Source organism: Bradyrhizobium sp. WSM1253 (assembly GCF_000244935.1).
In the GTDB taxonomy this organism is placed as follows: domain Bacteria; phylum Pseudomonadota; class Alphaproteobacteria; order Rhizobiales; family Xanthobacteraceae; genus Bradyrhizobium; species Bradyrhizobium canariense.
In genome coordinates this window covers 5,867,066-5,883,820 of sequence record NZ_JH600073.1, presented here as the reverse complement: position 1 = coordinate 5,883,820, position 16,755 = coordinate 5,867,066, and the positions used below count along the sequence as shown (strand labels likewise).

The 16,755-nt window shown below is 59.9% G+C and carries 15 protein-coding genes; 7 read left to right on the top strand and 8 right to left on the bottom strand.

Going from position 1 to position 16,755, the window contains the following annotated elements; genetic code table 11:
* Positions 1-4 precede the first annotated feature (4 nt).
* From BRA1253DRAFT_RS28885 to BRA1253DRAFT_RS28860, 7 genes are all read left to right on the top strand, one after another.
* On the top strand, positions 5-1,075 hold the full coding sequence (locus BRA1253DRAFT_RS28885; protein ID WP_157158635.1) for a hypothetical protein: 1,071 nt from the start codon (positions 5-7) through the stop codon (positions 1,073-1,075).
* 17 nt (positions 1,076-1,092) lie between these two features.
* The gene (locus tag BRA1253DRAFT_RS40545) at positions 1,093-1,704 is read left to right on the top strand and encodes a hypothetical protein (RefSeq protein WP_007600208.1); all 612 of its coding nucleotides are present in this window, start codon (positions 1,093-1,095) and stop codon (positions 1,702-1,704) included.
* Positions 1,701-3,380 (top strand): DUF4852 domain-containing protein, encoded by a 1,680-nt coding sequence (locus tag BRA1253DRAFT_RS28875; protein WP_083869948.1) that lies wholly within the window; start codon positions 1,701-1,703, stop codon positions 3,378-3,380. Before BRA1253DRAFT_RS40545 ends, BRA1253DRAFT_RS28875 begins: the two co-directional genes overlap by 4 nt.
* 326 nt (positions 3,381-3,706) lie before the next feature.
* Positions 3,707-3,976 carry a phospholipase effector Tle1 domain-containing protein gene (locus tag BRA1253DRAFT_RS45910; protein ID WP_083869946.1) on the top strand — a complete coding sequence of 90 codons (270 nt, stop codon included), beginning with the start codon at positions 3,707-3,709 and terminating at the stop codon, positions 3,974-3,976.
* Complete coding sequence (locus BRA1253DRAFT_RS28870; RefSeq protein WP_088941147.1) at positions 3,939-5,225, top strand: DUF2235 domain-containing protein; 1,287 nt, start codon at positions 3,939-3,941, stop codon at positions 5,223-5,225. The genes BRA1253DRAFT_RS45910 and BRA1253DRAFT_RS28870 overlap by 38 nt, the downstream gene beginning before the upstream one ends.
* A gap of 170 nt (positions 5,226-5,395) precedes the next feature.
* Entirely contained in the window at positions 5,396-5,989 is a 594-nt protein-coding gene (locus tag BRA1253DRAFT_RS28865; RefSeq protein ID WP_245285985.1) for an SGNH/GDSL hydrolase family protein, read from the top strand.
* Positions 5,990-6,031: 42 nt separating this feature from the next.
* Positions 6,032-7,063, top strand: coding sequence for a S1/P1 nuclease (locus BRA1253DRAFT_RS28860; RefSeq protein ID WP_007600204.1), 1,032 nt, complete (start codon positions 6,032-6,034; stop codon positions 7,061-7,063).
* Positions 7,064-7,093: 30 nt separating this feature from the next.
* On the opposite strand, the gene BRA1253DRAFT_RS28855 is transcribed toward BRA1253DRAFT_RS28860, so the two are convergent.
* The 8 genes from BRA1253DRAFT_RS28855 to panB all read right to left on the bottom strand — a co-directional run bounded on the left by BRA1253DRAFT_RS28855 (position 7,094) and on the right by panB (position 16,276).
* The gene (locus BRA1253DRAFT_RS28855; protein ID WP_007600202.1) at positions 7,094-7,522 is read right to left on the bottom strand and encodes a hypothetical protein; all 429 of its coding nucleotides are present in this window, start codon (positions 7,520-7,522) and stop codon (positions 7,094-7,096) included.
* A gap of 10 nt (positions 7,523-7,532) precedes the next feature.
* The gene (locus tag BRA1253DRAFT_RS28850) at positions 7,533-7,811 is read right to left on the bottom strand and encodes a hypothetical protein (protein WP_007600200.1); all 279 of its coding nucleotides are present in this window, start codon (positions 7,809-7,811) and stop codon (positions 7,533-7,535) included.
* Between the two features lie 67 nt (positions 7,812-7,878).
* The gene (locus BRA1253DRAFT_RS28845; protein WP_007600198.1) at positions 7,879-9,654 is read right to left on the bottom strand and encodes a phospholipase D-like domain-containing protein; all 1,776 of its coding nucleotides are present in this window, start codon (positions 9,652-9,654) and stop codon (positions 7,879-7,881) included.
* Between the two features lie 44 nt (positions 9,655-9,698).
* Entirely contained in the window at positions 9,699-10,799 is a 1,101-nt protein-coding gene (locus tag BRA1253DRAFT_RS28840; protein ID WP_007600197.1) for a hypothetical protein, read from the bottom strand.
* Between the two features lie 635 nt (positions 10,800-11,434).
* Positions 11,435-11,635 (bottom strand): hypothetical protein, encoded by a 201-nt coding sequence (locus BRA1253DRAFT_RS45490; protein ID WP_083869942.1) that lies wholly within the window; start codon positions 11,633-11,635, stop codon positions 11,435-11,437.
* A gap of 1,003 nt (positions 11,636-12,638) precedes the next feature.
* Complete coding sequence (locus BRA1253DRAFT_RS28835; RefSeq protein WP_007600196.1) at positions 12,639-13,421, bottom strand: YggS family pyridoxal phosphate-dependent enzyme; 783 nt, start codon at positions 13,419-13,421, stop codon at positions 12,639-12,641.
* A 1,116-nt stretch (positions 13,422-14,537) separates the two neighbouring features.
* Positions 14,538-15,389, bottom strand: a complete 852-nt coding sequence (gene panC, locus BRA1253DRAFT_RS28830) for a pantoate--beta-alanine ligase (protein ID WP_007600195.1) — start codon at positions 15,387-15,389, stop codon at positions 14,538-14,540.
* Between the two features lie 14 nt (positions 15,390-15,403).
* Positions 15,404-16,276: a 3-methyl-2-oxobutanoate hydroxymethyltransferase gene (panB, locus tag BRA1253DRAFT_RS28825; protein WP_007600194.1), complete on the bottom strand. Its 873-nt coding sequence runs from the start codon at positions 16,274-16,276 to the stop codon at positions 15,404-15,406.
* Positions 16,277-16,755 lie beyond the last annotated feature (479 nt).

Sequence of the window (16,755 nt, the reverse complement as noted above, 5' to 3'; positions counted from 1 at the left end):
AACCTTGAACAAGTTAATCGAATTGCAGCACCGGCAACAACCGGCGTTTCAACCGCAGATGGTACGACGCTCCGTGATTGCAGTTGGATTTTCAGCGGAGTTTGCAATGAAGGGGACAGTTTTACATTTTGACGGGGCAAACCAGAATGGTTTGATCCGGGCCGAAGATGGCCGGCGCTACGGTTTCACGGCGTGGGATTACAAATCGGCGCAAACTCCGAGGGTTGGTGATGAAATCGATTTCGAGATACAGGACGGCGTCGCCGCGGAGATCTATGTGGTGAAGGCCGCTAGCGCGCCTTCGCTTGATCTGATGGCGCTACGCCGGACGGTTGCGGAAGGCACGAACAAGGCCGCCGAGCGGATCGGCCGCAATCTGAGCGCGGCCGAACCCGGCGCGCCGGCTCAGCCGATATCGGCGGCCGGCGTTTTGCAGATCATGTTGAACGACTGGCGCAACTTGCTTGCAGCGCTGGCATTGGCCGCCTGCCTGCTGCCGCTGGTCTCGTTCGGCCCCAGCTCAGCGAACCTATTCGGAGCTGTCTCATCGTCGAGCATGGCGAACGCGCAGCTCGCGCAGGTGCGCAACGCCATGCAGGCGCTCGCGCCAGCGAGCATCAGCACGAACCCCTGGAACATGCCGCCAAAGGCTGCCCAGGCCGTTGTCGCGCCCAATGGCGCGCTAACCAGCTGGTCGCTGCGCGCGGCTTGGCTGCTGTATCTTGTCCCACTATTGGCGATGGCGACGCTCATCCAGTTGTTCCGCGGGCGTGACAGCACGCGTCCAGCTTTTTTGCTTGGCCTTGGATGCGTTGCGCTCGTCCCCGCGGCCATGTTGGCCTCCCAGGAGTTCGCCGCCTTGCAGAACCAGATGGCGCAAATGCCGTTATACGGCGCCGCTGTCGGGACGCTTGGGATCACAAACTTCCTTGATATCGGATTCTATACGCTTGCCGGGACCGGCGCCGCCATCCTGTTTGGTGCATGCCGGTGTTATCGGAGCCCGCCCGCCGAAATCCTATATCGCCTCGCCAGCTTGAACGCCGGTCCACTTTCCGAGCCCTGCCTGTTTTGACACAATGGATTGTTGCCATGACGCGCCCATTTTACGCGATTAGTGTTCTGTTGCTGGCCGGCCTCTTCGGTTTAAGCCTGCCAACGCAGGCTGCTGCCGATCAGTCCATGTTGTTCGACCATAACGGATCGCGCGTCCGCCTTGATGTGCGGCAGGGTTCGGCGACAATCCGGTACGCCGAGCCGCGGCCGGGCCTTTCCGCCGCTGGCATTGGCCCTGGTACGGTCTTGTTCGAAGGGCGCATGGGATCCGATGGCGCCATGCAGGGCACCGCTTATACGTACGCGGTAGGCTGCGCGCCGGCTCCCTATGCGGCAAGCGGCGCATTGCGAGGAGGCGGACTGCTGCTTCGGGGCGCCGCCCCTCAACGCCAGCGTGGCGGATGCGCCATCATCGGATACGATCCTCAAAGCCCGCATGCGCTCCTTGCCTTCAATTCCGTCGCGGCGATGCCGTTGCCAGCCAACGCAACAGCTCCCGCTGCCGTTGCCGCGCAAGCCGCGAGCAGCAGCAGTATGCCGGTCACACCGCCATCCTCTCTCCCGCCAGGACCGCCGGTCCGTCCCGACCCGCTGATCAGCGATTATGACCGGCTGCTCGACGGCTATCTCGCAAGCCGTGAGGGCTGAAGTCCGACGCTGACTTCGCTCAGGCTCTCGCCCAGTATACCGACTGCGAGAACTTAGCGCACTTTCCTGCGAATGAATTCGAGCGTGATCGCTTCAACAAGGCCGCCCCCAGTCTGATCCGCGGCCGCGGGCTTGTTTCAGGGCCCCTCCATCTGCGGTTGGCCGCCAAATTGGGGAGCTACGACTTCGACAAGCAGGTCTTCGCATTCCGCCCCTTCGCCAGCAACTCGGTGTACAGCGTCGTTGCGCCCAAGGAATATGGGTGCGATGCGCGGCATTTGGCGTTGCCCGAGGAATTTGCTGTCCGGTTCGAAAATTATGATCTCATCAACGGCATTCCACTTGCATCTGACAACGCCGAACAGCTCATCAAGAGCCGCACTCAGCGGCCGGGCGTCAGGGACGACAACGTCATTATCGATGTCGATCTCGAGTTTGCCGGAAAGAGCGGCGATCCCAAGGAGACTGAAACTGGCCTTCTTCATGTTCGCAAGCGAATTTCATCGGTCGCGGCGCAAATCCTCGATTATGCCGTCTATGCCAACGCCTCGGCGCCCGAACCGTTTGCCCGGCTGACCGAAGAGCGGAAGAAAGCCTACTCGGATGAGAAGGCCCGGATCGCGGCTGAGGACGCCGCCGACGTGAAGCTCAACCAGGAGTTCTCCTGGACCTTGCTTGGCCAACAGTTCAAGGCGCTGAAGGCCGGTCCGCCCGATTTTGCCGGCAGGCGTACGCGCGTCGCCTTTTCGGGTGCGCTCGAAAAGTCTGCAGTCAATGCGGACGGGACGCGGCTCAGGATCGGCCAGCTCGCGAAGGATTTCAGCTACGAGCAGCGGAGCGACGGATCTCGCGCCGGCACCAACCTGCAGTTCGTCAATCCCAACCCGGTTGACAGCATTGACGTCCCTGCCGATCTTGCCAGGCGGTTCAATCAGAACCCGTCCACGGCGAAGCTCAATCGTCTTTATCTTCCGGTTGGCATTATCGATGATGAAGCAGCAGGCCGCTCGACCGTCGTGGGGCAGATTGTCGGGCTCGAGGTGGAGGTCAGTGAAGACGGCCGCCGTTTCCGGCATTTCGTCGCGATACCTGGGGATCCGAAGCCTTTCGCGTTTCAGCGGGATGAACGGCCTGCAAGTGCATTTGAGATTGCCGGGCTGAAGCTCGGAATGAGCCCTGAAGCCGTGGCGGAAAATGCTCTCCAGCGCTTCGGGGTGAATTCTAATTACGATCCGCTCCGGCGGATCTTGACTAGCACCGGCGTACACTGCGCGGCCTCTGGATTGACGAACCTGGACGAGAAGCCGTGTCTTACGGCGGATTTCGATGTTGCCGGGCATGGCTGGCTTGGAGGCGAAAAGCTCGGTGTGACACGGCTGACTATCTCTCAGGGGATACAGGCCGAAGAGCTCACCGCCTTCATTGCAGGTTTCAGGAAGCAGTTTGGGGAGCCACGAGTCGAATGGACGTCCGGAAACACCATCTTTATGGCCTGGGGTGCCGTGGTATCGAAACAGCGCGAACCTGAGAGCAACGCTCAAGCCGCCTGGCATGTCGTGGAGCTGGAGATCCACAGGACGGTCATGGGCGCTGCGAGCCGCTTCATGTTGACCGACCCTGCATTCCTGGCCAACCGGACAGAGGGCTCTGATGGCCGGCGATTGTCGCAACGCTGAGGGTGGCCGGCAGACGAGATTGCCGCTCTCGTTACGGCCAATCGAAGTGGCCCCTGCCCACCGAAAGCGGCCTCGAGCTGCAAGAGCCAATCGGGCCAACGACACTACTGACCTTGGCGAGCGCGCGGGCGTTCCGATACATGCCGATCAATGGAGCTTGCGGGCCGGCTTCTATCCCGGGACGGACCCTGGCGCACAGGGGTCAGGGGCGGGAGCGAGAGCAAGGCAACCGTCCTCGTCCTCAAGAGTAAGGCAGCTCACACTTCAACTTACACGTCTGTGATATAATCGAGGTATTGGGCGCACTTTTTGGGGGATAGTGTGCAATGCCGAAAAATATTCTCATTTTCTCCGACGGCACCGGACAGGCCGGCGGGATCAATTTCGACGAAGCCCGAACCAACGTCTACAAGCTCTACCGAGCCTGTCGTGTCGGTCCCGACACCAAGGTCGAGCCTTCGGAGCAGGTCGCCTTCTATGATCCCGGTCTCGGCTCGGCATCCGACGGCGCGTCATTTCAAGATTGGCCGGATCCGATGGCTCTACAACCTCGCCAGCATGGCAACGGGTCTCGGCATAACCCGCAACATCGTTGACTGCTACGCCGCGATCATCAACCTGTATGAGCCCGACGATCGCATCTATCTGATCGGGTTCAGCCGCGGTGCCTACACGGTGCGTTCCGTCGCCGGCGTTTTGACCTATTGCGGCATCCCGCGACATTTGCCGGACGACTCTCCGCTGAGACGCGATCCGAAAAGCCTGCGAAAGCTGGCCGAACATGCCGTCAAGGACGTGTATCAGTTCTGCCCCTCTTATCGCCGCAAGGACACCAAGGGCTACCGCCAGTTCCTGCTCGAGACGCGCGACCTCATCGCAGCCAAATTCAGGCGCGAACATGGGAGTTCACGGACCGTCGGCGAGGCCGAGCAGGCCGACGTGTTTCCCTACTTCATCGGTGTGTTCGATACGGTTGCGGCTCTCGGTCACAAATATCTCGGCCCTGCGCTCGTGGCTCTTGGCATCGCTGTCCTGGTGGGGCTGAATTTGGGAGGCCGTGCGCTCGAGCCGTTTTTCCCTTGGGCCGCATGGGCCGCTCGGATCCTGAGCTACCTCGGCGTCGCGGCCGCGCTGATCGGCTTTCTGATGAACTATCTCAAGATGGCCCCGCCGTTGCCGGGCTACAGCTTAGCCTGGCGTCTGCTGACGCTTCACCTGGCGCCACCGAAGCACAAATTCTACGACACCACTTTGAACCCAAATGTCGGCTACGCCAAACATGCGATCTCGATCGACGAGAGTCGTGCGGATTTCAAGCGAGTGCCCTGGTCGCCGACGGCGGAGAAACAAGATCAGCGCGATGCCCAAGGCAATCTATTCTTTGAACAAGTGTGGTTTCCCGGCGCACATGCCGATATCGGCGGGGGCTATCTGGAGAACGAAGCCAGGCTCTCCGACGTGGCTCTGAGCTGGATGGTCGCGGGCGCGTCGCTGATTCCAGACGGGCTCAAGCATGACGGCGGCGTCCTCCGTCTTTCCCCGAACCCTGCCGGCCAACAACACAACGAGCAGGCCGGTGGATTCTTGAAGGCTGGGGTGCGTCAGCTTCCCGTGGATCCAAACACCGGTGCGTCAAGCTCGCCAATGCACAAATCGGTCTATCGGCGGTTCGAGGCCGGTCCGGTGCTGCTGTTCGACCGCATGGCGGCGTACATTCCCGACAACATGCGAGTCCACGTGGACTTCAGGCATTACTTCGATCGAAGCGCCCCGCAGCCGCCGAAATGCATCGCCGACGACATCGAGCTCAAATGGGAGAAGGCCAACCATGTCGGTCGCCTCTAGCGTAATCGCCTGTCACATTTCGACGCCAAATTCCATCGAACCTCTCGAGCGCGTAGCTGAACCTCATGCCCGCAGTCGATCAGACCGCCATTCCAGCCCAACCGAAGCGGTTTCAGCACCACATGCGGTGGCTGTCGGGACGCTTGGCCGGCGTCGGAGCAATCAAGATCGTGGCGATCGGCTCGTCGACCACGGCGGGTGAAGGCGACATCGTACCCTATCCGCAGCGTCTCGAGCGTGCACTGCGAGCAAGCTTTCCGGGCAGGAACTTCGATGTTCTCAACCGCGGCGTCGGCGGTGAAGAAGCTCCGGACGAGCTACGAAGGATTCAGGGCGATGTACTCGGCGAGAAACCATCGGTCGTGGTCTGGCAGGTTGGTACCAACGCGGTTTGGAAGAACCAGGATCTGGACGCCACCGCCGGCGCAATCCAACGCGGTCTCGCGATATTCGCAAATGAATTGATGGACGTCGTGCTCATGGATCTTCAGTACGTGCCGGCCGTGCTCACTCCGATCATGGAGGAGCGAGCACACCGAATGGTGGCATTGATTGAGACGGCAGCCGGCCGGGCCGGCTTCCCGGTCAACGTGTTCCACCGCTTCGCATTGATGAAGCAGTGGCATGAGGCAGAACGGGTCTCCTTTGACCGGATGGTCGATCCCACCGATCCCGACCGCCTCCACCACAGTGACTGGAGCGCCCGCCGGATGGCAGAGGCGCTCGCCAACACGATCGCGATCGCCGCCACTGTAGGCTCATGAATGGAACGAAGTGTTGACGTCTTTCCCACGCGAGGATCCGTCATGGCTAGAATTGCCGCCAGCGTCATTGTGCTCTTGAGCCTCTTCTTGGCAAAGCCCGCGTCCGCTTGGGGACCCGACGGACACCGCTTGGTCGGGTCGATTGCTGACCAACTACTGACCCCGAATGCTAAGCAGCAGGTGAAGACCTTGCTGGGCGTCGAACTGCGGGAAGCCGGGCCATGGCTCGATTGCGTGAAGAGCGTGCACAGGCAAAACGATGGCAGCCTCGCCTACGTCGTGGATCCCCAGTACGAACCTCCCTGCACCCCTTTCGCGAACGACCGCAACGCCATGATCGATTACGCCAGCCGAAACTGGATCGATTGCGTCTATCCGGAAGGAGCGAGCGCGACCGCCAATCTTGGCTGTCACAATACGTACCACTTCGACGACGTGGCCGTTCAGCGCGACAAGTTCGATCGAAACTATGCGGGTACCAATGATCATGATCTGGTTGCGGCTACCAACGCCGCGATCGCCGTGCTGCTCGGCCGGCCGGCTCCGCCGCCCTTCGACATCAAAGACAAGAAAGAGGCTCTGTTCATACTCGCTCATCTCGTGGGCGACATGGCACAGCCGCTTCACGTCGCTGCGCCGTACCTCGATCCCAACGGAAGCCTGGCTGATCCGGACGTCACGCACACGATCGATCCGTCGACCGAGACCGCGGGCGGCAACTGGATCCACGATAAAGCCATCACCGTCGGAAACGACGCGTTCCATCATGCCTGGGACGACACCCCATCCGATCTGGGAGACACCGCCCCGCTGGCTTTGGTGAACGTCGCAAAGGCCGTTCCGGCCCATACGGACCGCATCGAGAACTGGTCAGCAATTTGGGCCACGGACACGATCGCGGTGGCGAAACAGGCGATGTCAGATGTGACCTACACGAAGATAGGTCCCAGGAAGTGGACGATCTCCTTCTCGGATCGAGCCGCGTACCTTCAGTCGGCGGATGCTATCAAGCGACAGCAGCTTGCCAAGGCGGGAGCCCGTCTCGCCGAGATCGTGAACCACGTTTGGCCCTAGCCAGAAAAACACTTTCGCGGGAACGATCCGTCAATCTTCGTACTCGGCAGCCGCGGGCGGCTCTTTGGGAGACGGCTCGGGCGTCGTCGTATTCTGCTTCTTGATCCGCATCGCCAGGATAGTCGCATAAAGATCACGCGGAGAGGCCTTGTCGAGGTCCTGCAGATCACGATAGTTGGCCAAGAAATCCAGGATGCTCGGCCTCAGTGGCCGTGTGTCTGTCGGCGCTCGAGTTTTGAGCTTGCGGTCAAGGTCGAGCTTGGTGAGCTCGATTGCATGCTTACGCCATTCGACCTCTCTATCTTGTCTGTCGCGCGCACCTACGACAAATTTGGTGATCACCCCGGTAATGACGCCAACGATCACGGCGGCGGTCGCACTTACGACGGCTGTTACGGCCGTCAACGTAGTCGGCTGCAGCTTAGACAGCTCTTGAAAAAACTCTTGAAGCGCGCTCATGGAGAGGATCTCAGGCTGACATGGCTCCGCCCGCCTGACCTTCCGTTTTGCCGACAATGAATTTCCGTTCCAGGACCTTTCCGGTCGAATCCCTGGCGATCACGACCAATTCTGCCCCGCCCACGCCCTGCGGCATCCGCATTTCTTCGTGACACGGTGGGTCGGCACAATCGCTGTCGTGCACCACCTTCCCGCTCAGCCGGACGGTAATGCGGGTTACGCCGATGCCACCCAGGATCGTGAACCGGAAATTCCTGCCTTCGACGGGCGGTTTTGCATCCAATTCCATTCGTGAAACCATTCGCTAGTGAGGGGATATCGTACCACTCAGCGTCGCAGTGCCTTATTGAACGCTGCTATGGAGACCATACTGCCAAGTGCCTCTTGCGCGAAGCGGATAGATAGGGGCCCTGCCACGCGGGATCGTCCGACAAGTGCGACCAAGGTACCTTGCCCTGATCGAACTGCCGCTTGACGTAGGCACGCCAGGAATAGTGCTCATAGGTGGCAAGACATGAGACACTGTACGCCTCCGCCAGAGAGCGATTGCCGTGCACCACGACAAAATTGTCGTCGTTCTGCTCGCTGGCTGAGGCGGAAAAGTTGTGGGATCCGGTGACCACCTTGCAGTCGTCTGAAAAAGGGTCGATCACGATCATTTTGGAGTGCGTAATCGCATGGCCGACGCCCGGGTTTTGGTTGGGAAACAGAAACTGGTTGCGCGTCACCTCCCCAATCCAGTCCGAAAAGGACTTCACGACGCCCTCGGGCTGCACCAGAGCCGTCTCAAACTCATGGGACTCGGTATCGACACCTCTCAGCGAGAATTTTTCGCGGTTATCCGACGTGACGGTGCTGACGACACCCCTGACGTAGATCTCTGAGGCCCTTGCGACAATATCAGCGAGTGGATCGGGACCGGGTTGGAACATCACATAGAGGATCATGTCCTTGGCGCCCGTCACGAGCTCAATGAGCGCCTCGATGTCGATACCCTTCCCGACGTTCTTCTTCGACTTGCTTCGGACCCGGGTGAACCAGACGTCTGTCCCGTTCGCCGGACGCGGCGATTTGGCGTTGTCGCCCACAAGATCCGGCGTGAAGTCGCTGCCAGCATCTTTAAGACGGCCCCACTGCTCGAAATACAATCCGGCGATCTTTGGGTCGACAAACAGAATCCCATTATTGGCCTGCGTGCAGAGGCCGGTCGGCGCCCAATTTGTGCTTCCGGTCCACACCTTCGTTGCGACGTCGCCATTGGTGGACACAACGACGGCGAACTTGTTGTGACCCAGGCCCTTCGAGCCGAGAATCCTGTCGTGGACGTCAACGCCGGCCGCTTTCAGCTCCTCGCGGGCATCCGCGTTGCCGTCGCCCCCCTTATCGGAGCCATTCGAGAGGACTAGGTGCGCGCGACGCTTCAAAAGCTTCAGCCGCGCGATCAGTTCCTCATCTGACAGCTCGTAAATCGCCAGATAAAGCTCCAGCCTGGGATCCCCGATGACTTCATCTAGCAAGCGCAGGAGCGCCAACCGAAGTTCACCCGAGAGAAATCGCCTCAAAGGCTCTTCGATGTCGGCTATGTGATCCTTGATGTCCCGCGGCTTCCAGTTCTTCTCACGCGCGATGCGTGCGACGAATTGAGACATGACGAAGCCGCGATTGAAATACGCCTCTATGCCGTTGCCGGCACGGCCATTCACCTCGATGGCTTCGGTCCAGCCGGAATCCGCCAAGGACACGAGCGTGCTTTCTCCGACGATGCCCTCCCCGGACGATCTCACCGCGTTGATGCGATAGCGGACCGTCTGGCCGTTGTTGGCGCCGTGATCGGTCCATTCGTATCTTTGGAAAGGCCATACATTCGACGGCCTTGAGCTATTTGCGTCATCAGCACCATCGGCAGCCGCCTGATCGGTAAAGCCCACGCGATTGCGCAGGATCTCCGTGGGCGACCAATTCCCACTCACCTGGCGCTGACGCTCAATCATGAAGCCCAGGCATCCCGGGATCGGTACGTCCGAAGCACCACCGCTGGAGACGCGCCAAAAGAGCTGGACGTCGTCGCAATCATGATAGGCAGTTGCTCCTATCTGAATTCCATTGACCGTATTCGAAACCGCAACCGGCATGGCGACTGCCTCCTCCCCTCGATGGGCATTTGACCCTCTGTCTGTCAGGCTCGGCTCAGGAAGCTGGTCGACACCTTCATCGGCTCGTCGGCCAGCGCAAACATCAAGTTCTGCAGCGCTATGCCAGAATGGAGCCGCAGCACATCGCCGATCTCCTTCGCGTCTACCGTGAATCTCACCTTGAGCAGACAGGCCGCGCCATCTTTCTTGCGAGCTCTCGCCAAGCTGAACAGGTTGCGGACGGTGTCGTCGACCTTGACGCCCTTCTTCGACGGAATGGGATCACCATTCTCATCGTATTCGGCATCGCGTTGCCAGTAGCGGTCCTCGTCGAAGAAAATCATTGGCGTGAACGATTTTGCGTCAGGGACGTAGCAGTTTCGCTCGGCGTCCTCGAAGATTTCGCGCATCGTGCCGCCGCTGCCCCGCGCGTAGACAATGCCGGAGCGCGAGTTGGTGATCAGCGTCTCCTCGCGAATGCTATTGAGAAAGAACTTGGCGTAATGCGTCGCAAAGGGCGTGGTCGGCTCCTGACCATAGAGCCAGGTGGGCACACCGAGGCTGAGGCTCGGCTTGGCCGGTGCACGCGTCCTGGCGTCCAGAGCGGCGTTGATCCAGCGCCTCGCGTCGTCGAATTGCGTCTCGTGGCCCGGCGCGATCCCCCCGTCGCTGGTCACGAGCTGATCCAGCACAGGAAGCAGGGGCTCCTTCCCGAGGGTGAACAGCGCCGCTGTGAAGTCCGCATCGTCGGCGCCCGCGAAAGTTGCGCCGACGTGAGCGGCCTCCATCGCACCGGGACCGCCGCCCGTAACGATCATAAAGCCCTGCTCGGTCAGTTGACGCGCCAGCCTTGCTAGCGTCGCATAGGCCGGTTCGGCCCGTGACAGCTCGTGCCCACCCATAATGCCGACGAGCTTTGGCGTCTCCTGCGTCAGGAAGCGTCTGAGCGCGTCAGATATGTTGGCATCGTGGTCGGCCTGCTTCCTCCGCACGTCCAGAGTCGCCGGGTTGTCAGCGCCGTCAGCGACATATTGACGGAAGACCCGGAAATCCCACGCCTCCGCCAGTCCCATCTTCGAAGTTGGATCGTAGCCGCGCAGAAGATCTCCGGAAGAATACAAATCAGTGGGCAATTCGTAATCCAAGGGATGCTCCTAAAAAACTCAGGTCAGAACGAAGGGACGGTGAATCCGCCCAGCCGGACGCCCAACCACGGCGGACGTTCTCAGTGCAAGGTCAAATGCCTAAACTACAGGTAGAGTGTGACATTCACTTCTCAGGTAGGCAAGGCCAAATTCCTTTCGTTCTGCCACGGCCATCCGGAACGATCCTCAGCCACCGCTCGTTTGCTCGCTAAAATCGTCACAGGCATGCCGGCACTGCGCTCACTGCAATTGGGAGTGCGGACAGCGGCGAGGCTGACGAGAAGCAAACAAAGCGAAGTCGTTGGCTTGTTCGCACCATCCCACTCAAAAGGTCAATTGAAGGAGACGCCCCTCGATGAGCTCGTCGCCGAAGCCATCGAGCAGGGCAAGAATGAACCCAATGATGACATCCTCGATATGTTCGAGACCCTGCATGAGCGACCGTGCGGGCGGAGGGCATGGTCGCTGACGAGATCGCGCGGCGGAGGCGATGACTCCTTGCCCCGCTGTGAGCGCGGTTCAGTGCTGTAGGGCCAGCTTGTACAAACGCGAGCACCGCGACCGCGGGCGGCCGACACCCGGACCGGTCAATGAAAACATAGAGAACCGACGACCGGGCCGCGCTCCGACTGCTCTTAAGCTTCGCCGGAGCCGGAAAACAGCACCGTCGGTGGCGTCGCGCGCGGCGGCGGGAGAGTCCGGCCGCCCGGGGCTCCCGGTCTGCTCTTGAGATCGTATTGCTGGGCTAGGTCGAGTAGCCGCCGCTTGGTGAATGGGTCCGCGTTCTCAGCCAGATCGCGCGCCCGCTGCGCGAAGCCACTATAAAATTCTTCCACGACGCCGCCCCCGCAACAGCACTGAAAGTCGGACTTCAGTGTGAGACGCGCTCCGCGTCAAGGGGTCTGGTGCATGCGGACAATTTTCGTCGATCTACTTGTACTCGCGACGCACGGGGAACTAAGCTGGTTCCCGGCAGGCAAAAACCATGACTCCGCTCTACCTCAGCCGGAAGCCGTGCCCGAAGTGCGGTAAGCCGATGACGGCCGTGCCCGCCACGTCAAGCACGGCCGGCCGCGCTACGTCTGCCTGGTCTGCGAGGGCGATCCGCTGCGCGATCCCGCCGCCCGGAAGTGGGCGGAAAGCCCGCTGCGACCGCCGTCCAAATAACGTTCGAGTTGAAATCGAGCCTGGCAGCCGGATTCCTGTTGGATGGCCAGGGGCCGAAGCTCCTTGTTGAATTTCCCACCAACCTCGGTGGCGACTTCGACAATCATTTCATTGAGGTCTAACGGCTTGTGCCAGCGCTGCAGGTTGGCCTCTCAAAGTCTGCAATCTCGCGCCCAGTTTTGCGGACTGTCCACCGCACATGCCGCACCAGCTCTTTGCGCCTATAGTTCGCGATCTGATCCATCACGTCGTTCGCGATAGACGCAGCCGCTCCGCGGCCTGTCACCTTGTTGAAGCGCGGCTCGGCCTGGCCAGGCCCTTCAGGTCGCTTTGGTCAAAACAATGTCGGCTGTCGCCTGTATGGTCCATCACGATCTGGATAGCCATGGAAGAGAACTCCGCAAGCCCTAGCCCTGACGCAGAAGAACCTCGCGGCGCACCTTAGTGTTCCTGGTCGCGGAGAACTTTGCCGTGTTTTCCGTTGGGCGGCCCGCCTGCAATCGGCGAGGCTCCGGCCTGTCGACTTAGAGTGGGTCCGCCATCGAGCCTGGTCAGCTCACAAGGGGCGTCATGCGGATCGTGACGGGGCGACTTGCTAGCATTCGTGTGGTGATTTCACTCTACTGTTGGCAGGCGACGGACGAAACAGAACTCGCGGCAGGTCCCGCGGCCTCACTCGGATAGCGCGCTGGTGGGGAGAGGAAGCCCGGGCCAATACTGTCCGTCCTTGGTCGGCCGCGGTCCGAATATCGCCTGACCAACTCTTATGACATCGGCACCTTCCTCGATAGCTATCTCGAAGTCGCTTGTCATCCCCATTGAGAGGAGATCAAGTCGCGTCGATGTTCTATCGCGGAGTGCGTCTCGAAGCCCCCGCAGCAACTTGAAACATTCGCGAACCTTGTCCGCCTCTCCGCTCAGGACGGCGAGAGTCATCAAGCCTCGAGGGACAAGGGCTGGATAGTCGGACAGCCGAAGAACAAAATCCTCTACCTCGTGGGGCGGCAAACCGTATTTGCTCACTTCATCCGAGGTGTTGACTTGGACGAACACGTCGAGATGCCGGCCTTCGGCGCTCAGGCGGGCCTGGAGCGCTTCGGCCAATCTCAAGGTATCCAACGCATGAAACTCGTTCGCGAACTTGACCATCGATTTCACTTTGTTCGTCTGGAGGTGACCGATGACACTCCAGTTCAACGGCAGGCCGGCCAAATCGCGGACCTTGCTCTCCGCCTCTTGGACCTTGTTCTCGCCGAACTCGCAAAGGCCGAGTTCGGATGCGATACGGATAATCGCGGCGGGCACGGTCTTGCTGACAGGCAAAACACGAACTTCTGAACGCCTGCGGCGAGCCCGCATGCAAGCCCGATTTATGCGCTGCTCAAGCTCATCAAGATTGGAGCGCAATAACGAGCGCGGATCGTCCGTGAATCGGGCGCTATTCATCTGTGACATCGCGAATTCCTCGCTTCCACGTCCATGGTGTTTGACATGGCAAAGGCCGATAATTTCGGTAGCACATAAAGCAGAGTCGAGTCCGGCTAGTTCGTCAGAACCTCTCCCATCGACGCATAATCCAGGCCGTATCCCCTCATAGGGACGTCCTAATCCCAGACAAGGTGCTCCGGATCTCCCGATCCGCCATCGCCAACTCGCCGCTCTGGCTCGGGGAGGACAGCACGGAAACTTCTGTGCTGCTCGGGAGAGACAATTCACGCTCCTCCATTCACGAGTAAGGTTCATATTCGTTCAAATCGGGGCAGTTCTGGTTGAGCGCCTCACCATCAACGATGCAGAATGCGCTTGTCGGCAGGAAAACCCACTACAATGGCGTCGAGAGCGGCCTTTATCGGTGCAGCCGTCACACGCGGACGGCAATCGAGTATCTATCCGAGAGCCGCACTTTTTTCGGACGCAACATTTTCAGAAGTGCCGCTCCATACTGCACCGCATCGGCCTGCGCCATCACGCTCGTGCTTCAAATTGTCGGCAGGACTAAATGCGATCACCGAATTTCGAAAGGTTTCTCCGTGGAAAACAGTTCGGGATGTAGGCCGACAAAACGTGACCCGCTAGATTTTGGGCCAGCGGCGGTGTTTGACTTATACTTCCGCCCCTTAGAGATCGAGCGTGTAGTCAGTACGCTTTTTGCGACGTCACCTGACCCGTGGCGGGCGTGTCCAGGGTCATCGCGATGTCGACTTCGCGCGTCGAGAGTGAATAGAGGCGCAGGAGGTAACAAGCTTGGTCTCAATGTGGAGTCTTGGATCCGAAGGCCGCGACTGTCATCTGACTGCTGCGCGCAAGTTGGAGATGATCGACGGTGCCAAAGATGCTGGGAGCTGAGACGGCTTGCTTCTCGAGCGAACTAGCGGCGAATTCCGCAGAAGCACCGGGCGCGCTTTCCATTTACTACGGTCGCCTTAGGGTCGCGGAGTGCCCGATACGCTCAAACCCGGACCTGCACCGTCTCAAATCGCTGGGTTGGGCCCACGGCCTGAACAGGTGAATCGTCGGCCGATCCGTGGATCATAACGAGAAGATAGTCCATCGATTTGGTTCTGAATTGCGCTACGGAGTTGGTAGTCCCAGTAGGACGTTGTCAATCAGTCGGGTCGAACCAACGTAGGCTGCGACACAGAGCGCCGCCGGAAACCGCAGGGGACTCTCGGCGCGCTTGAGCGTATCACCGTCGACAAGTTCAAGATATTGCAGCCGATCAACTGTCTCAAGTTGCCGCTCGGCGATCGCAATCAGCTTGTCCACCTCGCGCACTCCTGCGCGGAATTCTTCCGCCGCGGCGAACAGTCCATGACTGATGGCAACGGCTCGCCGACGTTCTTCCTTGCTCAGATACCGATTGCGGCTGCTCATCGCGAGCCCGTCCGCTTCCCGAACGGTTGGCACGGTGACGATCTTGATGGGATGATTGAGATCTGTCGCCATGCGACGCACGACCGCGCATTGCTGAAAATCCTTTTGCCCGAAAAACACGACGTCCGGATGCACCATGTTGAACAGCTTGCACACGACGGTCGCCACGCCCCGAAAATGCCCAGGCCTGAAAGCCCCGCAGAGTGGCTTCGCCAGTTCGCCCGGCTCGACGAAGGTCTCGAATTGAGCCGGATAGACTTCCTGTGCACCCGGCGCGAACACAATCTCAACACCGGCATCGCGGCACAATTTTTCATCGCGCACGAAATCGCGAGGATAGCTGCTGAGATCCTCGTTTGGTCCGAACTGAGTCGGATTGACGAAAATGCTAACGAGGGTGACATCGCATTGCGCTCGGCTCGCCTCGACCAGGGCCAGATGGCCATCGTGCAAATACCCCATTGTAGGCACTAACCCGACGCGTTTGCCCGCGCTGCAAGCCTTCGCGAGCTCACGACGAAGCTCAGCGACCGTGGCAATCGTCTGCATCGTTGCACCTTACATCAGGTTGGGTTGGGAGGAGCCCGGGTTGCGAGAATGTCACTCAGGCTTTCAGGAAGCCGATAGCACTCCTGCGGCGCCGGGAACGCACCGGTGCGGACATCGGCAGCCCAGCGCGAGAGCGCCTCTTGTAACATCTGAAAACCATCTGCATAGGCGCGAACGAATTTGGGCCGATGACCTATGGTTAGCCCCAGCACGTCATGGAATACGAGCACTTGGCCCGAGCAGTCGGGCCCCGCGCCGATTCCGATGGTTGGTATCGATAGCGATTCGGTCGCTCGCTGGGCTAGCTCGGCCGGAATGCCTTCAAGCACCAACGCGAAGCATCCGGCCTCCTGCAGACGGTGAGCGTCATCGAGCAGCCGTAAAGCGTCATCGGCGTTCCGGCCCTGCACCTTGAATCCGCCCATGACATTGACGCTTTGCGGGGTGAGGCCGAGATGGCCCATGACAGGAATTTCGCAATCGACCAAGGCACGCACCATTTCCACGCGCTTGGCCCCGCCCTCGAGTTTCACGGCATCTGCGCCTCGCTGCAGGAACCCTCCAGCGTTACGTATCGTCTCCTCCTGACCAAGGTGAAAGCTAAGAAACGGCAGATCGGCCACGAGCAGGGCACGGGGCCTTGTGCGTGCAACAGCCTCCAGATGATGGTTCATCATTGCCATGCTGACCGGCAACGTGTTGTCGAATCCGAGACAGACATTGCCAACACTGTCGCCCACAAGAATGATGTCGACGATGGGGTCGGCGATGCCTGCCGTAACCGCATCATAGGCGGTGGTCATGGCGACACGCCGCCGCTCCTGCCTCCACCGCTGCAAGATTGGAATTGTGACCCGCTCAACTGACACTTCCGAAGCGTGGCTCATTTTTGATACGTTCCATCAACTAGGCGAACGGTAGTCCGATGTTGCGAGCGACGCGGCTGAGTATTACGCGCATCCTGGGACCATGCTTTCGTATGGAGGACAAGAGAAAACTGTCAACCGTGAAAGGAAGAAAGAAACATATGTCTCCAAGGTCGGGACCGAGTGCACAAACATTCCAATGGTCGCGCGACCACCAAGCAAGAACTTCCAAGATTCAAATTGTCATGTGGAAGCACCTTGAGTCACGCCGCGCATCAGGGCGTCGCTGGCGCGGTCGGAGCCATTCCAGATGAGAGCGCACGGGACGACGCAGGGTGCGCTGATCTAGTCGTGCCGAAGCGATGCGATTAGCTTATGGTCTTCCAGTGGCGGAAAGGTGAAGCGGTGGTCAGTCGGGGTCCGGGTCAGTGGTCCCGCCGACTCACGTCATGCTGTCGACACCGCCTTGACGCTTCACCAGGAGTTCGTCCGTTTCCGCG